The organism is Streptomyces cyaneofuscatus (assembly GCF_033109485.1).
In the GTDB taxonomy this organism is placed as follows: domain Bacteria; phylum Actinomycetota; class Actinomycetes; order Streptomycetales; family Streptomycetaceae; genus Streptomyces; species Streptomyces cyaneofuscatus.
The window spans coordinates 8,095,633-8,117,999 of the sequence record NZ_CP137002.1; the positions used below are offsets into that span (position 1 = coordinate 8,095,633).

The window sequence follows — 22,367 nt, forward strand, 5'->3', positions numbered from 1 at the left end:
TGCATGTTGAGGTGAGTACGCGTGCTCATGCGCGCCGCGGCCCGCCCCGGCATCCTGCTGGCATAACGAACTCCTCTGTAGTGGCGGAGCGTTGGTGCCCCTGGTCGCATCCCACACCACGGGGTGTGGATCTCGCCTTCGCCATCTCGCTGTTCCTGCTGGTGACCGCGTGGCTGGTGCTGGACTGGGTGCTCGGTCTCGGCATGGATGTGTGGGCGGCGCAAGGCGATCAGAGCCAGATCGATGTGGCCGGCCTCGCTCACATCGGGCGTACGCAGGTGTTGCTGGTCGTCGTACTCACCGTGGCGGTTCTCGCAGAAGTTTGTCGTGCCTGGCGGACGGTGGTGGCACAGGCGCTGGTGGCCCTCCTGGTAGGCGGGGTATTGATGGTGGCGCAGCACCAGTGGGACACCAGCCACACATCACCTGGGTGTATCCGCTACGCGGCCCACTGTTGAGAGGTGCGCGCTCGGGCCGCGACAGTCGTCTCAGGTGGTGGCCCATTCCAGGGCGTGGGCGGCGAGCTGCTCGATGTCCAGGGGCGGTTTTTCTGATCAGTGGGTGGTGGGCTGGCCTGGGCTGATCAGTTTGGTGTGGGTGGCGATGGTGTTCCGGGTTGAGCTTTCGCCGCTTGATGGTGGGGGGCCGGGTTTCAGTTCTCTGAGCTGAGCTGTTGTTTCATCAGGTGGAGCGGGTGCTGGTCAGGTGTGGTCATGTTCCGGGTGTGTTGCTCAGGTTCGTTGAGTGCTGTTATGCGGTCATTCAGTACAGGGCGGTGTCGATGTCGCGGGCGGTCCAGGGGCGGATGGGGTCTGGAGCGGTGGTCAGGAGCTGGTCGATCGCTTCTATACAGCGGCTGTAGCGTCCGGGTGCGTGGCTGAGGTTGATGCCAAGGGCGTGCAGTCCGTCGTGGGCACGGCGGTCGTAGACAGCCATGCGGTCCGGTGCGGCTGCTGTGAGGACGGCGGAGGCGAGGGCGTCGCCAGAACGGAAACCGGGTAGTGAGGCCAGGGCTGCTCGGCCGGCTCGCGCTGCCGAGCGGCGGCTGAGAGAGGTGTCCTGGGCGGCGGCCGTGGCCGCGGCGGTTGCGCGGCGCACGTCGGAGTCCGCGAGCGCCATGAGCTCAGCGGCCCAGGGCGTATCGGCTCTGAGCCGTTTCCACATCAGCAGTGCTCCGATGTCGGCTTTGCCGATGCTTCCGCTGGTGCACGCACGGCGTGTCACTTCCTGCAGGGTCTCGTCGTAGTAAGGGCTGACGGTCTCGGTGTAGGCCTGGTGGGCAGTTGCGAGGCGGTGCCATCGATCGGGCGCGAGGGCGAGTGGTTGGTCTGTCACGGCTTGCTGCTCCGTCTTGTCCGCCGGGATGAGGGAGGGGGTGGTCATGCGCTGACTGGGGGGCGGTGTTCCCAGAGTGCTTTGAAGATGTGTGCCGGTGTTCGTTCTGGGGGTTGTCGGGGTCTGCTGCTGGGGCGGCGAGGAGTGGGTCGAGGCGGCTGCCCGGCTCGCGGGGACGCTTCGGCTCGGCGGCATGCCGTGCGCGACGTGGACCGGTGGGAGTTGCGGGATCTGTAACTCCTCTGGCGTGGCTGGTCTTGTCTTTCATCTCGGGGTCGGTGGTGACAGCCGGTGCTTTCGGAGCCGTGCGTGCGGGCTTCGCGGCCGTGCGGGCTACCTCGGTGGTGATGCCGATATCAGTGAGGAGCTGCTGCTGCTCCTCGCTGAGCTCGTCGTGGCGGTCGCCCGCTGCCGGCCCAGGTGGCGAGGGTGCGCCGGTCGGTGAGGTGCATGTGCAGCTGCGTAGCGAGGGGTGCGCAGCGGGTGGTGAAGCGGCCGTTGGTGACGAGCAGGACGATGTCGGCCCCGTAGAGCTGGCGGGCGGTGCCGTTGACGCGTTGGAGGTCGGGGGTGCCGACGGGGGAGCCGCGGTCGCCGTCGCGGCGGTGTTTGCACTGGATGACCCAGGTCCGGCCGAGGGGGTTGGTGGCCAGGACGTCGGCGCCGTTGTCGCCGGCCCCGCCGATCTGCCGGGCGTCGGTGCACCCGTCGCGGAGCATCAGGTCACGGACCGCGTACTCGAAGTCGCGGTGGTGCAGGGCGTCCAGCTGCGGCAGCCTGTACCGCAGGGCCTGCTGCCGGACCCGGTCCCAGGCGCGTTGCTGCTGGAGGCGGTGACCCCACACCGCCCCGCCCACGATCGCGGCGGCGCCGAGCACGATGAGGATCCACCAGTTCGCCACCAGCCAGGAGAGCACCGCCCACACCACCGCGGCGGCCATGACCCCGCCGGCCGCGAGGACCAGGAGCTGCTCCTCCTGCCGCTTCCTTCTGCTGGGGCGCCGCTTGCGCGGTCGCCGCGCGGGCGGCCGCCGCCCGGGAGATCGCCGGGCGCTCACCGTCCGGCCTTGGGTGAGGGGAAGCGGATCGGGTAGGACACCGTCGGCTTCGGCATCGGCCGCGGTTTCTCCCACCCGGGGAACTTGACCGGATACACCCCCGGCGTAGGGCGAGGGTACGGCTTCCCGTCAGGACCCGTCGACGGGCTCCCGTTCCCGCCGGCCACGATGACGAACCCGACCAGCACGATCACCGCCATGTTCTGGCGCGCTCCCGGTGCCCACCGGGAATAGCCTCTGACCTGCGTTCCGTCCGCCCGCTTGTACGGCCTGACCCACGGCACCCGCGCCCCCGCTCGACGTGATCCACAACGACCGTTCATCGTCGCACCGGACCCTGACGGGAGGTCAGGGAATGGGGAGGGAAGACCGGAATCGAGTGGACGAATCCAGCCGCCATCGAACGCCAACTCGATTTGTGTGAACCGGAGTTGAGGGTTCGTTGTCAGTGGTGCTGCTTAGCGTGGACGGTCGCCGGGAGCCCCCGGCCCCGCCCTCTGTCGCGAGGAACTCTCACCATGACCCGCGTCCGCGCACACCGCCGTGCCGACGGCACCTACGTCAAGGCCCACAACCGCCGCACCCGCCCCCGGACCACCACCACGAACACTGCACCCCCCGTACGGCGGCCGCCCGCCGCGCCCCGGTCCGCGCCGTCCCGCCGCCGGCCGGGCCAGCTACTCGCGTACGGAGCTACCAGCGCGCGGACGGAACCCGGGTCCGCAGCCACCACCGCACCCTCACCCCCAGCACAGCCGCGGCCGGCACCGGGATCGGCGGCCTGCTGCTGCTCCTCCTGGTACTCGCCGCTCTCGCGCCCGGAGGGATCCCGGGCACCCCCGGGGAAGGAGCGGGACCATCGGCCCCGACCACCCTGGCCCCCGCCACCGGGCCGGGGCCCGGCAGGTAACCGGCATCCTCCGCTACACAACCGCCACCTGACCCCGCCCCGCCGGACGGGAGCGCCGACGGAGCTCTTCGCAGCCGACCGGTCCCGCCCGTGCCCCACATCGCGAGCGGGCCGGGATTGTCAGTGGCCGCTCGTACCGTCGAAGGCAGGTGCTGGAGAAACCGGGACCTGGGCTGGAACGGAGCGGACCATGGGCGATCGACGTGAGCAGCCACAACCTCAAGCGGCTCCTGGCCGACAGCACCGGCACCCCGGCCCGCTCCTACCAGGCCGCCTTCGCCGAGCTCGCCGAATCCCACCAGAGCCGCCCAGCCACCGAGATCGTGCCGTTGCTGCGCCGGGCGGCGGACGAGGCGCTGCTCGGGTTCACGGCCGCGGACCTCTATGAGCAGGCGGAGGCGATCCGGACCGGACGGCGGTACGTGCTGCGCATCCGCGTCACCTAGACCGGGACCCGGCGACTACGGGGTGGCCGGCCTATCCGTCGACGCGCGGAGGGCTCCTGACGGACTCCGCACTCAACGCTGCACCTATAACGGCATGCCAGGGCCATCTTCGGCAGTCCAGAGCGAGACATCGGTTCCTCACCGCGCGCGGCCGTCTTCTTCGGTGCCGATGCCAATGCTCTTGCTAGGGAAGGCCAGCGGGTGCCCTGGGGGTGGGGTGCGCATGCCGGCGTAGATGCGGGCGCGGACGCCAGGCTGGTTCGGCTCGCGTCAGGTGGAGGTGGCCGAGACGGCCACCTGCGGCCGCAGTCTCCGCACGTCCACGTTGTCGTATCCGGTCGCGCCTGCGGGTTTCGGCTAGGGGCCCTCGGGTGGTGCAAGCGGTACACTGGAAGAGAAACAGATCACCGCAACTTCCCAAGTATGACCGGCGCTTGACGCCCTATCAGCCAGTGACTAAACTGGACTTAGCAAGGGGGGTGGTTTCGCCTACCCTGAAAAGTTGGGTCCTGCATCGCCACAGGTGTGTCTGGACCCATTTTGTTTGCCTAATTGAATGAAAACCAAAGTGCCCTCCGGTGGCCGCCGGGGGGTTTTCGCGTATATGGAGGCTTTTGGGCAGTTTTCAACCCTGCTGGGGTCGCGTCACCTCAGTCCGTCCCTGCTGGTAGCGATCATGCGGTCCGGCAAAGCGGTGGTCGCGAGGCTTGGCCTTCGACATCCGTACGTGCAGAACCACCCGCTGCGCCCACCGCGCTCAAGTTCACGAACAAACCGCTCAACGGTGAACCTCCCTCCCACCCGGGGCCAGGAGGACGCCTTCTGCCCGCCCCACTGACTTGGGGCATCGGCCTCCCATAGCGCCACTGCCCTACCCCCGCGCGCTCCGAAGCGGGGTCACATCTATCGAAAAGAGAAAAAATGACTCACTCAAACCTTAACCAGACGAAGTCGTATCGGAGCCCGGTGCTCCACGCGACCACCTCTGCCGAGCCGTCTTTCGGCGGTGCCCGATGATGCTGGTACTCATCTTCGGTGTCGCCATCTGCGCGGCCGTTACCTACATGTCCATTCGCCACGACAAGTTCGGACCGGCGCTGCTCGCCGGCCTGGCAGCGGGGACCCTGTTCTTCTTCGTCGCCTTCTTCGTCATGGAGAAGCACCCCTCCGCCATGCTGCCGACAGTTGCCCCGCCGGCACTCTCTCCGACGGTGGCGCCTGCTCAGCCGGGTCTTCCGACGGTGGCGCCTGCTCAGCCGGCATCTTTGTCATAGTCCGGCTGTGAGCGGCAAACGAGCAATTCTTCTCTCCGAGGGCGTGAGCCCTCCCATCAGAAACGATGCAGGGCCCGGCCGTACGGCCGGGCCCTGCATCGTGCCAGGCCGTGTAGAAGGACCTAGCGTGCCGTCCTGTGGACGGTGTTTCCTGTGGCGGGACGATCCGGCGTTCACCGTGGGGCTCGGTGGAGGCGGCGGTCCTGGCGTGCCGGGCAGGTTCCTCTACTGAAGTGGTCGGCCCCACTCTCCGAGAGTGTGACGGCGGTGGAGTACCGGCAGGACGACCTGGCCGCTGTCTCTTCCGAATGCTTCGGTTTGCAGGATGATCCTGTGAGCGACCATGTCGCTGCTGTCGTCGGCGAAGTCCTGCCACTTTCCGTCGTCGTGCCGCTTGGCGTGGCGGATCACGTCCAGGAGCTCGAAGGCCTCGAGTGACTGGTGCGTCTCATACGCGTCGCGGCCGAGTCCGTAGAAGCCGTGCCGGACGTCGCTGAGTACGTAGGCTTCTGTGATGGTCGACCCGTCCTCGAGCTTGCGGTGCGAAGGGTCGAACTTCGTTACGTCGAACCACATGAGCAGGGCCGCGATCTCGCTGGTCGTCAGTACGTGGACCCAGCCGTTCGTGAAGAACCCGACGGGGATCTCCACGAACGCCTCGGTGTCGGCGGGGACGGTGTACGGGATGTTCGCCGCCCCGGCCTCATTGCTCCTGCCGTTCTCGCACAGCAGGAGAACGCCCCGGCGAACCTGGCCCTTGACCCCCGTTGCCGACGCGAGCAGACCCATCTTCTCCAGCGTCTTCATGGCCTCGGCGATCTGCCTGACCTTGTTCGTTCTGACCGAAGCGGCCTGGACCCCGGGACCTGCGTACCTCGCGATGGTTGCCACCAGACCCCGCCAGGAGTCGGGCCGCTCCGCTATCGGCTCGATCGGGTAGGGGTCGGGCCACTCCTTGCCGGCCGAGACCTCGCACTGCGCGGCGAAGAGCATCAGCAGGTACAGCTTCAGTGTCAGCCCTCTCGGCGAGATCATCTTCGCTGAGAGCGGGCGCTTCGACTTCGGCAACGGCTTCCGCTCGTCTTCGACCAACCCGGCGGACTTCTCCAGCCGGATGAAGGAACGCCTGATCCTCACCACGTCCGGCCTGCCGCGCTCGTGGATCTCGCGAGCCTTCTCGATCGCGTCCGGGAGTTCCCCCCTCAGCAGGTCCTTCAGCTGGTCCATGCGGACCTCGACCTTGCCGTCACCCATCACACGCCCCCAAGTTCCTTCGACTTCTTATCCCCTACGGATTAATCCGTATGTTGCGTCATCCATCTCTCTATCACCTGTCATCGATCATCAGGGTCAAGTGGTGATGTCCTCATGCGGATCAATCCGTTCGTCAGCATACCTGATCGGATGTCAAGTCGCCTGCACCATGGAGTCCTCGCCCGAGAACAGGGCGGGGAACCGCAGGACCAGGGCAGCGAGCCGGGAAGCAGAACTGCCCTGGTGCCTGTGCCACAACAGGAATGAGGTACTCCTACGTGTCGATCGACCGTACAGCAGCAAATCGGGCAGGTCGCGAGCCGGGGCGCTCCGGAAGCGCCCTGAACTGGTGCGAGTTCATCTTCAAGGTCCTCTGCGTCGGAAGCGGGCTCACCTTCTTCTTCGCCGGCTTCCCGCTGGTCGGCCTCGCCCTTCTCGGCGTGCTGGGCATCCAGGTCACCATCAACCGGACCTGACCCCAGGACCCCGCAGGGGGTTTCGTCAAGGAGCCCCCCTGCCCGTACGACGAGGGCCCGTACCACCCGGGTGCGGGCCCGGTCGAAATGCTGGGGGGAGGGCTCCGTCTTCTTGTCCTTGTCGTCGCTGGTCTCGCTGCCGGTAAGGAAGGCGGTCACGACAACGCCGCCGAGGACGGCGATGTTCCCCCGCGGCGGCCGCCGGCATCCGCCCCTGCGGCGCCGCTCGGGAGTGCGCCCCATGCTGGAGATCCTCTCGACGACCGCGACCTCGACGACCGCGGAGTCTAGGAGGTGTTGCCCGGCCAGAGGAACCGTGCCCGGGCAGCTGATCGTGGTACCGCTCTCTCCGGGGGCGGGCCGGCGGAGGGAGCGGGGGACGGACTCCGGCTTGTTGTCCTTGTCGTCCTTCTTGCCGCCGGCGTGCCGGGAGGCGGCCCGGGGTGGTGAGGACGGTGGTGCCGAAAGCCCCGGTGGTGTTCGGGGTTCGTGACGGACGTGGGGCCCTCCCGAGGTTCTCGGGAGGGCCCCACGTGATGTCGGTGTGCTGTGCCGGTCAGATCAGTCCGAGCTTCTCCTCCAGGAAGTAGACGAACATCGCGGTGCCGACGAAGGAGAGCGTGCTGTAGCCGGTGCTCTCCATGCCGGTCGCGCCCAGGTGCCTGCTGAGGAGCACGGCGACCAGGGCGCCGATGACGCCCGCCAGGACGCCGATGATGAGCGCCATGACCTTGACCGTCGTGGTGGTGGGTGTGATGGGCATGTGGTCCTCGCCAGGGTCCCGTGGTGCCGCGGCGCGGCTCCTTCTTCAAGCCCAGCGAGCGGTCCGTGCGGTGACCAGGACACAAGCGGGCGGAGTTGGGCAACTGTGTGCGAGACCGTGTCCTCCCAGCTCAGCGCACATCTCCGCACACCACCGCACAAGATCCATAAATCACTTCATAACCCACTGATGTGCTCTGATCGGGCATCAGGGAAGCTGGATGGTCCTACCTGAGAGGGGTATCCGGCACATGAGCCCGCAGCAGACCTGGGACGAACTCCTCACCCAGATCATCGAGGACCCCGACGCCGCTTCCTGGCGGGACTTCAGACATGCCTTCAGCTTGTTCTACGGGGTGGCCCAGAATGACGGCCTCAGCCTCCGGATCCTGGAGAGCAAGGCCCGGAAGATCGATCCCGGCACCCGCGCCTGGCGCACCTGGGGTGACCACACCGCGATGCCCGCAGAGGGCCCGGGAGAGGTCAAGCCGCCCCGGTGGCGGGACGTTGAGGTCCTTGCCCGTGTATGGGTCGAGCGCTTCTTCCCATCAGCGCAGTGGGAGGAGCAGACCCGGGTATTCGTGCGGCGCTGGGCGGATGCCTACTGGGCGTGCGGCGGTAACGCGGGTCCTCATTACCCGCGGCCTGCGCCCACCCGTACGGGCATCGGCGCTGCGACGGACGCCGGTACTGGTGGCGCCGTCGAGACCGGCATGAGCTCCGCGACGGGCGCGCTTCCGGATACCACCACGAGCACCTCGGCGTTGAGGGACGGCACCTTGTCCGAGGAGCTGCCGGCGTCCGGGGAGTCGGCCGTGTCCGAGGCGGGCTTACCCGTGGCCGGCGTCACCGGTGCCTCGGCGCCGGAGGCCGGCGGACCGTTGGAGGGGGCGGCGTCGTCCGCGTCGGGCCTCACCGCCGAGCCGGACCTGCCGGAGGAGGTTGTCACGCAGCCCTCGGCGTTGACGGGCACTTCGACGGACGAGGAGGTGGCCTCGTCCAGCGAGGTGTTCTCGTCCGAGGAGGTGGCCTCGTCAGGCTTGCCGGCGGCCGCGGTCACGGCCACCTCGACGGCGTCGGGCGGCGCCTCGGGCGTGGGGAAGACGTCGTCGGTGCAGGGTGTGCCCGGGGATGTGAACACCGGTGAGCTCACTCCGGTCGACCTCGTCCCCGACGAGGTCGAGCCGCCCATCTACCGGCGACCCCGCTTTGTGCTGCTGGCCGGGACGACCGCGGCCGTGGTGCTCGGCGTCATCGCCACCCTGGTCTTCCTCAACAACCGCGGCGGCGACCGCAACGACATTGCGGGCGGTGCACCGCCGTCCACGAGCGTCTCCTCCCCGGCGGCTCCGACATCGTCGGCGAGCGTCAAGGCATCCACGAAGCCCTCCGAGGCCGGCCCTCAGCCTCCCGCGGCGACAGGCTCCGGCGGGGACGGAATCTCGAGTGTCCTGTCGGGCGGAGCGACCGGGGGAGCGGACGGCGGGACGAACGGGGACGGCGGCACGGATACCGGCACCCCGGAGGGCAACACCACGCCGGAGACCAAGCCCACCCGGGACGACGTCCCGAACACCACCGGTTCCAACAGCGGTGGTACGAGCAGCCCACGGCCCCAGACCTACGTCGACGCCACCATCGAGTGGTCCAACGACGAGGAGACCAGCACCACCGATCCCAAGGACCCCAGCGCGATCGTCAAGGTCTATCCCTCCTACAAGACGGACTACCAGGGGAGACATTCGGCCGAGTACTACCGGACCGCCGAAATCAGGGTGAAGTGCCAGGCCACCGGCGGCCGCGAGATCGACACGAAGAGCAAGTACGCCGGCCCGAGCGGCCGCGCCGGCATCTGGTACCTGATGGATACCCAGCAGTGGGTACCCGCGGTGTACGTCGACACCAAACGCGACTCCCTGCCCACCTGCTGAACCACCCGCCCACCACGGCCTGATCCGTACCCCGCTGCACCGCGCACCAGCGAAAGGGACCGCACCATGGCACCCGACCCGGCCACCACCCCCAACCGCAAGAGGTCCTGCACCCTCGTGCTGAGCGCCGCCGCGGTGACCGCGATCACCGTCACGGCCCTGGGCATCGGCTACACCGCCGGCCGCGCCGAGCCCGGCACCGAGGCCAAGAGCGTGGAGATGACCGGCAAGACCGGGAACAACCCCCACCCGGAGATCACCCGCGACTCAGGGCTGAGCCGGGTGAAGGCCGAGACCGCCGGTGGTGCCGTCCGGATCCGCCCCTGCCCCGGCCCGGCCCCCTACGGCAGCCCGGACTGCCCCGAGTCCTCGATCACCTATGTGCCCGACGGCACCCTGGTGCAGATGTGGTGCTGGACCGACAGCATGAACGCCCCCGAGGGCTACCCCGCTGACCGCAAGCGCTGGTTCTACGTCTACCAGCCCACCGACACCCCCGACACACGCCCCGAGGGCTACCTCTACTCCGCCTTCATCCCCACCTCCGAGCAGATCACCACCCGCGAGTGCACCACCCAGATCCTGCTCGAACTGCGCCCACTGCCCCCAGCACCGCCCGACCCCACCTCCGAGGACACCGTCGGCCCCGCCCCGACACACGCACCCACCACCCCTGCGCCCGCGAGCCCCCCGCCGCCGCCCCCGACAACACCCGCACCGGAGCCGGAGCCCAGCACGCCACCCGCTCCCGAGCCGACCAAGGCCCCCGACCCGCGGCCGGTCCGGGAACAGACCGGCCAGCACGGCAGCGGCACCTTCCGCGACCCGCACGGAGCCAAGGGGCCCGGCGAGCGGATCCCCGCACACACCTGGGTCGACGTCGAATGCCGTACGCACGGCTCGGGAGTCGCGTCCGTGCGGGGCTGGTGGTACCGGATCTCCTCCAGCCCCTGGACCAGTCAGTACTACGCGCCCTCGATGAACTTCATGAACGGCGACGAACCCGGCCAGACCCCGCCCACGGACACCGACTTCTCCGTACCCGTCTGCTGACCGGCCCAGGGGCCGCGAACCTCCGAGGGGATGGAGCTCCCGCTCGCACCGAGTGCCGGGCACGTTGTGGCACAGTCGTCCGCACCCGGGCACGCCCTTCACGTCGCAGCGGGACGTGGTGGCTCCATCGGCCGTGTTCTCGGGGTCCGCGGAGTCGAGGAGGGGCCGCGCGAAGATCACGTTTCCCTCCCGGGAGCTGGATGTTGCCGCGCGGCCGCCGGTGCGGGGGTTCAGGTGGTGATGCCGAAGTGGTGGAGCCACCACAGTCCGGTGTTGGTGACGCGGGTGGTGGCCAGGAGGTGGATGCCCAGGGCGAGTGCCGGGAGCGAGGCGAACAAGGCCCACCGGTGGACCTTGAGGGTCAGGGGCCGGTGGTCGCCGGTGAGTCCGTCTGTCATGACGGAGATGACCATCAGGATCGCGTAGCCGATCAGAGTGAAGAGAAGGCCGGCGATGGCGAGGAGGACGAGCCCTGTCAGCGACGGCCCGTCCTTCGACCCGCAGGCGGCGGCGAAGGCCGCGCAGTTCAGGAGGATGAGGAGGGGGGCACCGGTGCTGGCGAGCATGTTGATGGTCGCGAAGAGCGGCTCGAGCGGCCAGATCAGGCGACTACGGCGCTTGTCCTGCGGCGCCGGAGTGACCGGGGTCTGCGGCCGTGGGGCAGGCACCTGCGCGGGCCGGGTTCCCGGCTTCTTCTGCGGGGCGCCGCGTGAAGCACGGGTTGTTCCCGTTCCGGGGGAGGCTGTCGCGGTGTGTCCGGCACTCTGCGAGGCCACGACACTGTTGGGCTCTATCGACCTATCGGGAACGGTTTTTTCCTCGCGGAGCCGGGCCAGCTGGCCGCGCAGGGCCTTGACCTCTCGGCGTAGCTGCTGGAGCTCATCCTCGCGGCGTTCCGCTTCTTCCTCCTTGCGTTCCATGTCTGCGTTCATGCTGCGTACGAGCTCACCCGCGTCCGCCAGCAGCATGTTCTTGTCCCGCAACTCCCGTTGCAGCTGATCCCGTTCGGCCTCGAGTTGTTGCCTGAGCCGCTTCTCCTGGGCGAGTTCCTTCCTGATCTCCTCGTTGAGCTTTTCCAGGTCCTCGTCCAGCTCGGCCCGCCGCCGAGCGGTAGCGACCCGTATCCCCTCCATAGCCTCCTGCACCGCGGCGTTCTGACTGGCCAGGGCCGTTTCTTCAAAAGCGGCGCGCTCCTTCTTCAGCCGCTCGATCTCTTCTTCCGCCCGGCGCACCTTGGCCCTAGGCGTCTGGGCTTCCTGCGCGTTCTTTCGCAGACGGTGCAACTCCGCGTGAGCTTCCGAGGACAGCGGACGCCCGTGATCGGAGACGAACACCGCCAGGGCGTCCACGAATCTCTCGGGAGCGACCGCTCCCCCGTTGAGGTAGCGGCTCACTGTGCTTTCGTCGAGATTCGCCTTCCTAGCAAGCTGGCCCTGCGTGACATCACGGCTGTCGCAGACGGACTGAGACGCCGCTTTGAGAGCCCCGGCGTACAGGGTGGCCTCTTCGGTGACCGGCTTCCTACTCACGTGCGCCCCCTCGCTCCAGGCTTGCATGATGCCGCCTGCTGCCAGCTCACCGCACGGCCTTGAACCAGGAGTCCCGTTGCCTATCACCCGGAAACGTCGTTGCCCCCTTCCGGCAACGGCACAGCACGGTGATGTTGGAAGCGAACCCTGCACCTCGCAGGGAACGACGAACGGAGAACCACGATGCCGGCGAAGCACCACGCCGCTCGCCCCGGACCGCACCGGGCAGACCCTGACTCTGAAGGCGGGAGACGGACCGGCTCACCCCGGGGCGCGGTAGCGCTCTGCGCCGACCCAGGACCCACGGCACTGTTCCCCGCTCAGCCCGCTGCCCGGTGGTCACGCCTCGCCTGGGCGGTTCGTGTGACCGACGGCCCCCGATAACAGCGCAGGAGTCCCCTCCCGGCCGTCACATCGGCCATCCACCCCTCCCCACAGGAAGCCAGGAGTAGGGGTTGCGCCGCTAACACCGCCGCATCGCACTGTGCTCCCGGCAGTCTCGACCACCCGGTTGTCCAGCCCTCGCGAATCCGCTCCGACGACCCGTCATCAGCTCGCCGACGAGACCTGGATCGGATTCTCGCGAAATATTGAATGGCCGGCGGCTGGTGCGGACTGTTGTCCCCGCGCTCACCCGGAGCGCCCCTTTCACCCCACGATGGAGAACACCGTCATGTCCTCGCTCGCCCTGCTCGTCGCCGTGCTCCTGGTCCTGGTCACCGTCATGTTCGTCGGCGCACTTCTCTACCTCGGGCACCACCACCCGAAGCTGATCGCCCCGCTGACGCTCGCCATGGTCGGCGCGGCGTTCGTCGCCGCCCTCGTCGTCCCGATCGTCACCTCATGACGCCCCGGCCACCGCCCCGCGCCTCACCGAGAAGACGGACGAGAGGCGTCCGGGAGGCACCGGCCGACCGCGACCGAGGCTGCCGGAGAGCCTTGCCCGGTGCGTGGATCAGGTCCGTGCCGCGGCCACCTGGACCTGCCCGAGAGGGTGGCCGCGGCTGGCACTCACGTGGCGTCGTAGGCGAGGGTGGCGAGGTGGAGTGCTTGGGTGAGGCTGGCTTCGTCGGTCAGGTCGATGCTGACGCGGTATGCCCGGTGCCCGGTATCAAGGGTGCGAGCTTGCGTGGCGCCTATCGCGTCAAGTTGTTCGCGGGTGTGGTGGAGGCGGAGGTTGATGCTGCTGTGTTCGGCGTAGACGTAGGCGAAGCCGCCGAACTGTGAGCCCTGGCGGCGCAGCCGGAGGTAGCGGCTGTAGTCCAGGGGAGCGCCCGGCTTGGCGTTCTGGCGCTTGATGCCGTGCACCTGGACGTTCTCCCACCGGGTTGCCTCGGCCAGGAAACGAACGAACAGATCGGGCGCCGGACTGCGCCGCAGCAGCGCGCGCACCGCCTCCTGTCCCTCATCCGGCACGCCGGGAAGAGGCAAGGCCGCGCTCACAGAGGGGCCCGCCAGGACCTCGGGGTTGTCTGGTGGGTTGTCCTGGACAACCCACCAGGTCGCGGGTTCGGGGAGTTCGCTGCTCAGGCGGTTGAGGGTGGTGTTGTCTTCGTCGTTGACCTGGCTGGCGCGGTCGAGGACGGTGTCGATGTCGTCACCGACCGGATCCGCTGACACCGGCCCCGCCTCGGCCTCGTCGGCCAGCGCGGGCAGCGGGGGCAGGGTGTTGAGGGGTGAGGTGGTGTCGCCGGCGCGGAGGCGGTCGAGTTCGTCGGTGAGCCGGCGCAGCTGATTCTGAAGGACAGCTTCGAGGGTTTCGGCCTGGCGCTGTTTCTCCTCCGCCCGCCGCAGCTCCGCCCGGGCCCGCTGTTCCTGCTCCTCCGCCCGGGCCAGCTTCCGCTCGGCATCCTCCAACGCCTCACTTCGCGGCCGGGAACGCAGCTGGTCGCGTTCCTCGACCAGGCTGGCGACTCGCCGGTCGAGCTGGTGGATCATGTTCAGCAGGACCATGACGAGTTTGTCGGAGTTGTTCTTCGCCCGCTCGACCTCCGCCCGCTGCTCCAGGGCCCGGGTGAGCCGGTCGTACGTCTCGATCTGCAGTGCCTGCGCCGCGGCGAGTTCCACCGCATACCCCGCACCCGGCCCAGCCACGACGGGCGCGCCCGGAGTGGTGCGGGGCGCGGGGCGCATCGCTTGTTCGCGCAGGGCGAGAGCTTCTTCATGGCGGCGCTGACGCAGGTCGGGGCGGACCGTCGCTCGGATCAGCGCGGCGATGAACGCCTGCGTCGGTACCTTCCCGGCGAGGTAGACCCCGGTCTGGGCCTTGCTCATGCTGATCTCGCCGCTCAGCACCGCGAGGGTCTTCCCCGAGTCGTCCACGTGCCGGCGCAGCGCCTCGGCGAGCTTGCGTGCCGCAGGGTTCTCGGCGCGGATCGGCCCCCACGGCCTGCCCCCGCCTACCTTCGGTGTCATGTGAGCCCCCGCCCCTGGGCTGCTGGTGTCCGGCCTGTCCTGGACAAAGAGCCCCTGGTCCGGAACTTACCTGCGTTGTCCGGCCCCTGACTCCCGGACGGCCCGATCCACCCCCACAGTCACCTCCCTTCAGCCGCCGAACACCCCCGTTCCGCGGCACCACTCGGGGAGGACCCTTCATGCTCGACCACCTCAACACCGCCCTCGCCGCTATCGGCGCCCTGGCCGCACTCGCCCAGCTCGCCCTCGACGTCCACCACGCCCGCAACAGCGACCGGAAGAACAAGGACGACCAGGAGCGGTGAGACCCCACGGCCAACGGCGTGCCCGGGCAGAGACCCGGGCACGCCGCTGGCCTCCCGTTGCTCCTGGTGGACCGGCTCGCACCGCACGCGGGCGGCAGCCTCCCGCTGTGCCTGGCGCGGACGCGCTGTCCCGCAGCCGTCCGCCCCGGTGCCAACTCCCGCGCTATGCGGCGCCCGCCGGGCCGTACGAGCGCCAGCGAGCGGGCCACCGACGCAACTGGAAGGGAGAGCACCTGGTGCTCTCCCTCACCGCGCTGGTGCCCGCCCGCACCATCACGGGGGCGGTGAAGTCGGTGTTGTGGCGCGGTCGCCCACCACCGCCCCGCCCCGTCACGGTGGTGTCAGCAGCTCGCCCGGGGGACTTGCGCGACTTGCCCCGCCGCGTCGCATGGTGCTGCCACAACCCCCTGACAGACCCATGCCCGCCCCGGGAGAACCAGCCGTGAGCAGAAGGGCATTCGACTTCCTAGACCCCATGCGTGAAGGCATGTCGCTGGTGCTGTCCGGGACCCAAGGGGCGAAGCCCTACCCGTATCCGATCGAAGGGAGCCCGATGTCCTCGCCCGTGTCCCTGCTCCTGGTGCTCGTCGTCGCCCTGGCCCTCGTCGAGCCTGCCCGGCCCGTCGGGCGGCCCGAATGCCACATGGCGCACCGTCAGGCTCCGCCCTGTGGCGGCCGGGTGGAGTTTGCCCCACCATCAGCGTCGCGTGATGCGCATCACAGGATTTCCATCCGACATTTCTGCGGCTCCGCCCCATAACGGAGACACGGAGGTGCTCCGGTAGCAGGGCCGGAGTGCCGATTCAATACCCGCAACCCGGCAAAAGAGCAGGTCAAAGCATTGAATGCCTCTGCTCTGCCCGATCGAATGAGGCCCGCCGGACGGGACTTGACCCGCTAACCCCCACTTCCCTCATCGTGCTGCCCGGCACCACCACCGCGCCCTGAACCGCTCTCGCGCTGCTGTCCCTGCCCCACCCCGCGACGCAAGGGGTGCAGGTGCTCCACGATCCGCGCTCGATCACTCCCGACCCTTGAAGGACGTATCCGTCATGACGACGATCGACTCCACCCCGACGCCCGACCCGACCACTCCCGCACCGGACCCCGCGCCGGCCCCGGTACCGCCCGCCCCCGCTCCGAGGGCTGTGTTCCTCCTGGCGGGGGCCATGTTCGTGTTCGTCCCCATCACCATAGCCATGGTCTTCTTCCTGCTGGACCGCCCGAACGTGCGGGACTCGATGGACGCCACGGGCTCGTTCCTCGGCGGGACCGCCGGATGGGGCGCTCTGATCCTGTCGCTCGTGCTGTGTGCCCTCCAGGCGTACAGGGACCGGCCCTCCCCGTGACTAGCCGTACCCCGGGCACGCCCAGCTCCGTGGGGTGCCCGGGCGGCGGCGGGCCCCGGCGGGGGCGCCGGTCGCTGTCGGCTGATCAGCTCCGGAAGTACCGTGAACCGTATTGCATAGCAATACGAAACCGCAGGTCACAGGCCACATGGGTGTGGCGCAGGTACTGATGTTCTGTCAGAGTGAGGGGGCGTCCAGTCGTCATGGAAGTCCGATGGACGGGGGGAGCTTTCATGCCGTGTGTCCACTCCAGCTCGCCGTTCGGCTGGCAGCCTGCCAAGTCTCACCGCGGGGGTGTCGTTCTTGCGGGCTACGACACATGGGTGCCGGGCAACTCACTTATGCTGATGCCTGCTTCACCTGACCGACTCCTCTTGCGCTTCACCATCCGGTGAAGGCCCTGACCCCAGGGCTTTTGGGGTCAGTTGGGAGAAGCCGATGGAACCGAAGGACGCATGTTCCTGCGAGTCGCGTCTGTCGTACCGACAGAAAGCACTGCTCGCCTGGGCGCCTGCGATCGTGGTGATCATCGAATGCGTGACGCAGCTCGTCCGATGAAGGTGGGACGAGAGGGAACACCGGCCGGACGGGCCAGCTCAGCAATGGGCCCGGCCGAATGGAACACGGCCGGGCCCACTCACTGCTGACGCGAGCGATGGGCCTGTACCGGCTGGAACCGGTGCGGGCTCTTCGTTTCTCTCGTGCCTACTACGCAGTTTCTAGCATGCTCGTTGCCTACTTTATTGCCAATAAAGTAGGCAGCAAAGTCCATCGTACGGGAGCCGCACCTCCAGGTGCCTGGCGTCGAGGCGAGCGTGAGCTCGACTTACCTCCGCAGGTCAGAGCGCCCTCACGGTCACAATGCCGGCTTCGGGTGCTATCGGCGGTGTGCTGCGAGGGTGCCGCCGACGGCGCAGACTGCGGTGGTGGTCGTGCCGAGCACGGTCGCGGCTTCGGGGCCGCCGCCGGCTATCGCGAGGACGGTGACCCCGGCCATGCCGAGCACGCCCACGACGAGCGTGGCCCAGCCCATCGGGTTGGCCTGACGGTGGTCTCGGGTACCGTCGGGAGGAGTACCTGGTTCAGGTACGTCAGTGGATGCCATGGTGCCTCTCTTCCTTCTCCGCATCGGGACGGGACAGCGGCCCCTCGGCAGACGCGAGGGAGATCTGCGTACGGCGGCCGTCCAAAGCAAGCCGTACGGGGGTCTCCCTCAGTCATGAGCGGACCTCGTCATATGAGCCTAAGGGGCGGCCCCGACACGCATGCACGCGTACTGCGTGCCTCACGGCGAGCATCAGCCCCGCCGGGCCTCCTAGTTGACGAAGTTGCCGCAGGTCAGCCCTTGGGCCACTGCTGATGAAACCGTCACGCCTGTCCGATGGACGGGCTCTCGGCATGGAACGGGGCAGGCACGTCACCCTTGAGAAGCGATGGATACGTGGCTTGCCCTTCGCCTTCTTGATGAACCCCTTCGCCTTGATGTTCCTGGCGGCCTTGATGGCGTTCACCTTTTCGGTATCGGTGAACCTCGACCTTGCGACGGGTGCGGCACACCAGCAGGTCTCCCCCTGCCCTTTCGGAAGAAGAAACCGCTTCTGAACTGCTCCGCGGGTATGAGGGGCTAGCTGGAAGGAGGTTGGAGAAGCTTCTCCCCGTCGTCGTTGATGACGTTCATCTCCGGCGTGGCATCCGTGGAGCCGTCAGCCTGGGGGTGCTGAACGCGCGGGACGTGTAGGAACAGCCGCCGGATTCCCGTTTCCGCCCAGGGCAGGGGCGGGGGGCGCCGGCTGGAACTCTGTGCGCTCCCGGACCAACTTCGGGATGCTGGTGGATGCGACGCTGCTGCCGTACAGCTTCGAAGGCTGTGTGAGGACCAGCCCGCCGACCTTGCAGAAGCGCTCGGTCTTGCCGTCTACCAGAGTGCGGTGTCCTCGACTAACACGATGCTGGCATCGGACACGGTGGCCTGCTTGGGCGAGGAACATCTCGACGACCAAGCCGCGCTCGGGAGAGTCGAAGTCGGTGGTGCTCATCGTGTACAGCACGAATCGAGCCCGTCCTGGAGACGTCGGTCTCGACGACGGCGAAGTCTAGGGGGACGCAGTTCTCGCCGTTGGCGGCTTGCTGTCGGGAGGGGCCTGTCCGTGGCCCCCGTGAGCACGGCTGCCGGTCCGGTCGGGTGTGGCCCCTCCCGTCACTCGGCGGAGGTGGGGCCGGTGCTGAGCGGGCGTCGCCCGGCGGGCCGGGACACGGGCTGGGCGGCGGTGGCACCATCCAGGCGCTCCGCCGCGAGAACGGCGCGCGGTACGGCCTTACCGGGCGGCGCCCCCTGGTTGTCGACGGCGGGTGCGGGTCCGGTGCCCAACGGGCGGCGGGTGGTCACCCGACGATTCTCTCCCTGGCAGGGCTACCGACTCCCTTGAGAGCAAGTGCAGGGGTTGCGGGGCTTACCCCGCCGCAGTGCAGTGTGCTGCCACATGCCGACCGAACCGATACACAAGTCGGCCGTCACTTCTTCGCCCTACCCCTCCATAACTAAGGCGTAGAAGACCAGGGGCTAGCGCTCCACGCTTCCTGCCGAACGGGACTTGCGCCGCTTGGCCGGCCACACCGCATGGTGCGTCCAGTAGTCCCGACCACCGGTTTGTCCAGTCCTCGCGAATCCGCTCCACGCCCCGTCACCAGCCCATCGCAGAGGCCCGGATCGGATTCTCGCGAAATATTGAATGCCCGGCGGCAAGTGCGGACTGTTGACCCCGCGCTCACCCGGAGCGCACCAACGAAGGAGAGATCTCATGACGACGACGATGACGAACGCACCGGCCTCGACGACCGCTCCGGCACCCGTGGTCCCGCCCCCGCCCGCTCCGGCCCCGGTGCCGGTTGCCGCGTCGCGGCGGTCCGTGCACCTCCTGATGGCAGCAGTCGGCTGCCTCGCGGTGGTCTGCCTCCTGTACGTCCTGGTCGACCGCCCCGGCCTCCGGGGTCCGTTGGCGGACCTCGCGACGATCATCACCCCCCTGGTCGGTGCCGCCGGTCTCTTCCGGGGCGCCTCCCGGGCGAGCCAGTGACCCACCGGGCCGCAGGGCCCGGCGTGCTCCTGGTGGTCGTCGGCGTACGTCACCTCCGTGACGTACGCCGGGCCTTGCAGCCCGGGGCCCGGTGGGCAAGCCCTCCTTCGAGAGGGGCTTGCCCAGGGGCCGGGCGGGCTTGCCCACGGGGCGGTCGGGCGTCGACCGCACCTTCCTCTATCGCCACCGCGACCTCCTCGCTCAGATCCACGCCCAGGCCGCCGAACCCGTCACCGCCCCCGGCGGCCGAGGCCCGGCCGTCAGCCGGGCCTCGCTCAAGGCCGACCTCGCGGCCGCCGACGCCCGCACTGCCCGCCTCGCCGCCCAGGTCCGCCGCATCGAAGCACGACTGAGCGAAGTCCTCGGCGACCAGGTCTGGAGCGAGTCCGGTGTCGGCGGACCCGAGGACACCGAACAGTTCAAGGCCCGGATCACGACCCTCGAACAGCAGCTGATCGACTTGGAGTTGAAGCTCTAGGAACGGGACGACGACCTGGCCGCGGCCCGCGCGGCCAACCGTGAGCTGATGGCCCAGTTCAATCGCCAGGATTCAGCACGCTCGTGAGGTCTCACATTCCGTTTTCAGCCTGCGGAATTTTAGAGTCTTCCTGCGCTGGGAACTGGCGAAAACGCCAGATTCGCAAAACGTGATCTTCCCTCGCCCAGTAGTCTTCAGGGACCAACTGGGCGAGGAGGGCCGGCTCGGGCTCGTCACGCAAGGCGCGGATTTCACCTTCATCGGTAGTGACGGCATCCAGGAACCGGAGGGTATACAGCTTGCTTAGCGGACCGAAGAAGGCGAATCCCTGCTCCGCGATCAGGCGTGCGCCATCATCGTCGGTCTCTGGCCGGTAGATGAAGTCAACCCTCTCAACCCGACCTTGATCATCAAAGTAGCTCTCCATGGTCTCTTCCCAGTCACCATGCCAGACCAGGAACCATGCCAGTTTCTGTTCATCGGAGTTGGTGATTACCCGCCCGGCACTACGCAACTCCACCCCGCCAATGGTGAGCGCCCGCCAGTCATTCCCCGCCAGCTTTTCCTTTTCCGGGTCCATTGCCACCGAGAACGTGAGGGGTGGCTCAGACGCGAGCATTCCGTCGCCAAGAAGCGATTGCATTTCATTGGCCTTGATGGCGTCGACGAAGGGTAGTCGCTGTTGACTTCCGACGCGGTTGAAGACGGATGGGTCGACCAGCGTCCACATGCCCATCCGGCTCCAAAAATGTGCATAGAGCAGCCGACCGCCCGTGGCCTGAGCATAAGTCTGAGCTGCGGCCATGTCTTTGGCGCGGACCTTTGCCTCAAGACCAGCTGGAGGCACATTCTTTACTTCGATCAGGAGTTGGGTGCCATCCCCCAGGACAACGCGGAAGTCTGGCGGTTGAAGCTCCCCGTCTGAGTCATCGAAGTAGAAAAGACCAGAGTCTTCGGTCTTGATCAGTCGGACAGAACCGAGGGCAACCACCACTGCTTCGAACGCGTACTGGGTCAGCCAGCCCTGCAGCCTGGAGATGTTGCCCAGAGACTCGCCGAGGGCATCACTGATCGCTGTGACACTCTCGGCATGCCGGTCGCTGAGCAGCCGTTGCCCATCAGGAGACGGCAGCGCCAGTTCGATCAGCGGCATGACTTCGAGCCCCAGATTGCCCTTCCGGCCCCGTCGCAACGTCATGTGCCCGCCCCCGTGTCGTTCGCCCTGCCCCGCAGCCGGACTCATCGCCGACCTCGCTGAGGTCTATGCCTACACCTCCCAGCCGAGACGTGCCTCTGAATTGACCAAGAGGCACTTGAAGCGAATCTTGAGGCGGACCCGTGCACCACACCTGTTGCATCCGCTACAGTGCTCGCGACCGCTCCTGAGCTGCGGAAACTCCACCCGCACACTCGCGGCGCCCCGGAGAAACGTCGGCGACTTCGACGCCTCGGGCGCCGACATCGAACGGGACTGGGTGGCCCGCACTGACTGCTGGGCCCATGTGGAGCGGATCCTGCTCACCCACGGCCAGGTGCGCGAGCACGCGCTGCCCGCAGCGGTGGGGAAGGCCGGTGACCCGCGCTGGGCGAAGTTCGCTGCCCGCTACCGCCTCGATCCCACCCGGCCGGTGCAGTGGGAGGTGGAGGCACTGGACCCGGCCGATCTTCAGCGCCTGGTCCTGGCCGCCGTCGCTCCGTACATCGACCAGGCCGTCCTCACCGACTGCATCACGCAGGAGGAACACCAGCGCGGGCAGCTCCGGGCGTTCACCGAACGGTGGCCCCGCCCGTCACCCGGCGATGACGGGTGACTCCCGAACTCACGAACACCGGGGCCGGTGAACGGGTTGGCCGGCCCCGGGGGAACGAACAGAAGTGGCCCCACCTCGCCTCGGCACGACGCGCATCGCTTGCGCATCGGGTTGCCTACCTGGTTCCGCATCAGGTCGCGCATCTGGTTGCGGTTCGCGTTGCCCAACGGGTTTGCGTACCCGGATTCGGCGGCGGGCCGTTGTCGCAGGCCCGGGTGCCCTCGGGCAGCGGACCCGCAGTGCTGACACCTCTTCCCACCCCGATGGGAAGAGGCGTCTTCCCGTTCTCCCGGGCGGGTTGCACCGGGCGGGGGCTGCACGGTTGTTCACGCAGGTGCCTCCAGAGTTGCACCGGGGGTTGCACCGGAGGTGTGAACCCCCATTGCGTGTTTCCGGGTGTTCTTGCTGGTCAGGCCTGGTGGGCAAACCGGGCAAGCGCGCCGACACCTCTTTCCCCGCGTAGCCGGAGGAAGAGGCTCTCTCCTCCTGGGGCGGCGCCGGTGGCACGGCCGGGATTCTGCTGTAACCGGCCCTGTGCGCCGGGTTACGGTGATCATCACTGTGACCGGCGACCGTACGGGGGCCCACTGATGACGATGCGACACGGGGCGGGGCTGTGCGCGGCCGTGACGCTCGTGCTGGTCCTGACCGGCTGCAGGGGAGGCGACGACGATCCGAAGCCGGTCTTCCCCACCCTGAAAGCCCCTTCGCCCACCACGACCGCGTCCGCGTCGGTGGACCCGCAGGCAGTGGAGAAGACGGCGGTCCTCGCTTCGTACACGGCGATGTGGACTGAGCAGATGAAGGCCTACCGCAAGGCGGACGCGAAGGGCACCGATCTGGAGCGGTACGTCACGGCGGAGGCGCTGGGCCAGTTCCGCAACGACCTGGACCGGATGAAGCAGGC

Annotated in this window: 22 protein-coding genes and 1 pseudogene; 14 read left to right on the top strand and 9 right to left on the bottom strand. The window is 68.1% G+C overall.

Translation table 11 applies throughout. The features are described from left to right. The first annotated feature begins 125 nt into the window (after positions 1–125). Positions 126–458, top strand: coding sequence for a DUF6234 family protein (locus R2B67_RS35815; RefSeq protein ID WP_317824736.1), 333 nt, complete (start codon positions 126–128; stop codon positions 456–458). Positions 459–762: 304 nt separating this feature from the next. Here R2B67_RS35815 and R2B67_RS35820 read toward each other — a convergent pair whose 3' ends face one another. After that, positions 763–1,383: a hypothetical protein gene (locus tag R2B67_RS35820; RefSeq protein ID WP_317824737.1), complete on the bottom strand. Its 621-nt coding sequence runs from the start codon at positions 1,381–1,383 to the stop codon at positions 763–765. 308 nt (positions 1,384–1,691) lie between these two features. Next, positions 1,692–2,393: a restriction endonuclease gene (locus tag R2B67_RS35825; protein ID WP_317824738.1), complete on the bottom strand. Its 702-nt coding sequence runs from the start codon at positions 2,391–2,393 to the stop codon at positions 1,692–1,694. Between the two features lie 1,113 nt (positions 2,394–3,506). Between R2B67_RS35825 and R2B67_RS35830 the strand changes: the two genes are divergently transcribed. Both R2B67_RS35830 and R2B67_RS35835 read left to right on the top strand, forming a co-directional pair. Beyond that, positions 3,507–3,749, top strand: a complete 243-nt coding sequence (locus R2B67_RS35830) for a hypothetical protein (protein WP_317824739.1) — start codon at positions 3,507–3,509, stop codon at positions 3,747–3,749. A gap of 1,013 nt (positions 3,750–4,762) precedes the next feature. Beyond that, positions 4,763–5,023, top strand: coding sequence for a hypothetical protein (locus R2B67_RS35835; RefSeq protein WP_317824740.1), 261 nt, complete (start codon positions 4,763–4,765; stop codon positions 5,021–5,023). Positions 5,024–5,248: 225 nt separating this feature from the next. Here the strand turns inward: R2B67_RS35835 and R2B67_RS35840 are convergent, their stop codons facing one another. Further along, a complete protein-coding gene (locus tag R2B67_RS35840) occupies positions 5,249–6,277 on the bottom strand; it encodes a hypothetical protein (RefSeq protein ID WP_317824741.1) in 1,029 nt (342 codons plus the stop codon). 278 nt (positions 6,278–6,555) lie between these two features. On the opposite strand from R2B67_RS35840, the gene R2B67_RS35845 reads away from it, so the two are divergent. Then, positions 6,556–6,753: a hypothetical protein gene (locus tag R2B67_RS35845; protein WP_317824742.1), complete on the top strand. Its 198-nt coding sequence runs from the start codon at positions 6,556–6,558 to the stop codon at positions 6,751–6,753. 556 nt (positions 6,754–7,309) lie between these two features. On the opposite strand, the gene R2B67_RS35850 is transcribed toward R2B67_RS35845, so the two are convergent. Further along, positions 7,310–7,516 carry a hypothetical protein gene (locus R2B67_RS35850; protein WP_317824743.1) on the bottom strand — a complete coding sequence of 69 codons (207 nt, stop codon included), beginning with the start codon at positions 7,514–7,516 and terminating at the stop codon, positions 7,310–7,312. A gap of 250 nt (positions 7,517–7,766) precedes the next feature. On the opposite strand from R2B67_RS35850, the gene R2B67_RS35855 reads away from it, so the two are divergent. Then, positions 7,767–9,446, top strand: coding sequence for a TrbL/VirB6 family protein (locus R2B67_RS35855; RefSeq protein ID WP_317824744.1), 1,680 nt, complete (start codon positions 7,767–7,769; stop codon positions 9,444–9,446). 66 nt (positions 9,447–9,512) lie between these two features. Beyond that, positions 9,513–10,499: a hypothetical protein gene (locus tag R2B67_RS35860; RefSeq protein ID WP_317824745.1), complete on the top strand. Its 987-nt coding sequence runs from the start codon at positions 9,513–9,515 to the stop codon at positions 10,497–10,499. A 230-nt stretch (positions 10,500–10,729) separates the two neighbouring features. Here the strand turns inward: R2B67_RS35860 and R2B67_RS35865 are convergent, their stop codons facing one another. Further along, positions 10,730–12,028, bottom strand: coding sequence for a helix-turn-helix domain-containing protein (locus R2B67_RS35865; protein WP_317824746.1), 1,299 nt, complete (start codon positions 12,026–12,028; stop codon positions 10,730–10,732). A gap of 658 nt (positions 12,029–12,686) precedes the next feature. On the opposite strand from R2B67_RS35865, the gene R2B67_RS35870 reads away from it, so the two are divergent. Continuing rightward, a complete protein-coding gene (locus tag R2B67_RS35870) occupies positions 12,687–12,875 on the top strand; it encodes a hypothetical protein (protein ID WP_099126444.1) in 189 nt (62 codons plus the stop codon). Positions 12,876–13,039: 164 nt separating this feature from the next. On the opposite strand, the gene R2B67_RS35875 is transcribed toward R2B67_RS35870, so the two are convergent. Beyond that, entirely contained in the window at positions 13,040–14,443 is a 1,404-nt protein-coding gene (locus tag R2B67_RS35875; protein ID WP_317815759.1) for a hypothetical protein, read from the bottom strand. Positions 14,444–14,622: 179 nt separating this feature from the next. Between R2B67_RS35875 and R2B67_RS35880 the strand changes: the two genes are divergently transcribed. Next, positions 14,623–14,748 carry a hypothetical protein gene (locus R2B67_RS35880; protein ID WP_317815758.1) on the top strand — a complete coding sequence of 42 codons (126 nt, stop codon included), beginning with the start codon at positions 14,623–14,625 and terminating at the stop codon, positions 14,746–14,748. 1,052 nt (positions 14,749–15,800) lie between these two features. Then, the gene (locus R2B67_RS35885) at positions 15,801–16,097 is read left to right on the top strand and encodes a hypothetical protein (RefSeq protein ID WP_317815757.1); all 297 of its coding nucleotides are present in this window, start codon (positions 15,801–15,803) and stop codon (positions 16,095–16,097) included. An 877-nt stretch (positions 16,098–16,974) separates the two neighbouring features. Here R2B67_RS35885 and R2B67_RS35890 read toward each other — a convergent pair. Beyond that, positions 16,975–17,130, bottom strand: coding sequence for a hypothetical protein (locus R2B67_RS35890; protein ID WP_317815756.1), 156 nt, complete (start codon positions 17,128–17,130; stop codon positions 16,975–16,977). 413 nt (positions 17,131–17,543) lie between these two features. On the opposite strand from R2B67_RS35890, the gene R2B67_RS35895 reads away from it, so the two are divergent. Continuing rightward, the gene (locus tag R2B67_RS35895; protein WP_317815755.1) at positions 17,544–17,699 is read left to right on the top strand and encodes a hypothetical protein; all 156 of its coding nucleotides are present in this window, start codon (positions 17,544–17,546) and stop codon (positions 17,697–17,699) included. A gap of 595 nt (positions 17,700–18,294) precedes the next feature. On the opposite strand, the gene R2B67_RS35900 is transcribed toward R2B67_RS35895, so the two are convergent. Beyond that, a complete protein-coding gene (locus R2B67_RS35900; RefSeq protein ID WP_317815754.1) occupies positions 18,295–18,483 on the bottom strand; it encodes a hypothetical protein in 189 nt (62 codons plus the stop codon). A 412-nt stretch (positions 18,484–18,895) separates the two neighbouring features. Here R2B67_RS35900 and R2B67_RS35905 point away from each other — a divergent pair, with 412 nt between their 5' ends. Beyond that, positions 18,896–19,171, top strand: coding sequence for a hypothetical protein (locus tag R2B67_RS35905; RefSeq protein WP_317815753.1), 276 nt, complete (start codon positions 18,896–18,898; stop codon positions 19,169–19,171). A 139-nt stretch (positions 19,172–19,310) separates the two neighbouring features. After that, complete coding sequence (locus R2B67_RS35910) at positions 19,311–19,649, top strand: hypothetical protein (RefSeq protein ID WP_317815752.1); 339 nt, start codon at positions 19,311–19,313, stop codon at positions 19,647–19,649. A 91-nt stretch (positions 19,650–19,740) separates the two neighbouring features. Here the strand turns inward: R2B67_RS35910 and R2B67_RS35915 are convergent, their stop codons facing one another. Continuing rightward, positions 19,741–20,847: a hypothetical protein gene (locus tag R2B67_RS35915; RefSeq protein ID WP_317815751.1), complete on the bottom strand. Its 1,107-nt coding sequence runs from the start codon at positions 20,845–20,847 to the stop codon at positions 19,741–19,743. 277 nt (positions 20,848–21,124) lie between these two features. Here R2B67_RS35915 and R2B67_RS35920 point away from each other — a divergent pair, with 277 nt between their 5' ends. Both R2B67_RS35920 and R2B67_RS35925 read left to right on the top strand, forming a co-directional pair. Continuing rightward, positions 21,125–21,460: a hypothetical protein gene (locus R2B67_RS35920; protein WP_317815750.1), complete on the top strand. Its 336-nt coding sequence runs from the start codon at positions 21,125–21,127 to the stop codon at positions 21,458–21,460. A 590-nt stretch (positions 21,461–22,050) separates the two neighbouring features. After that, positions 22,051–22,367, top strand: a pseudogene (locus R2B67_RS35925) (hypothetical protein); the annotation flags it as partial.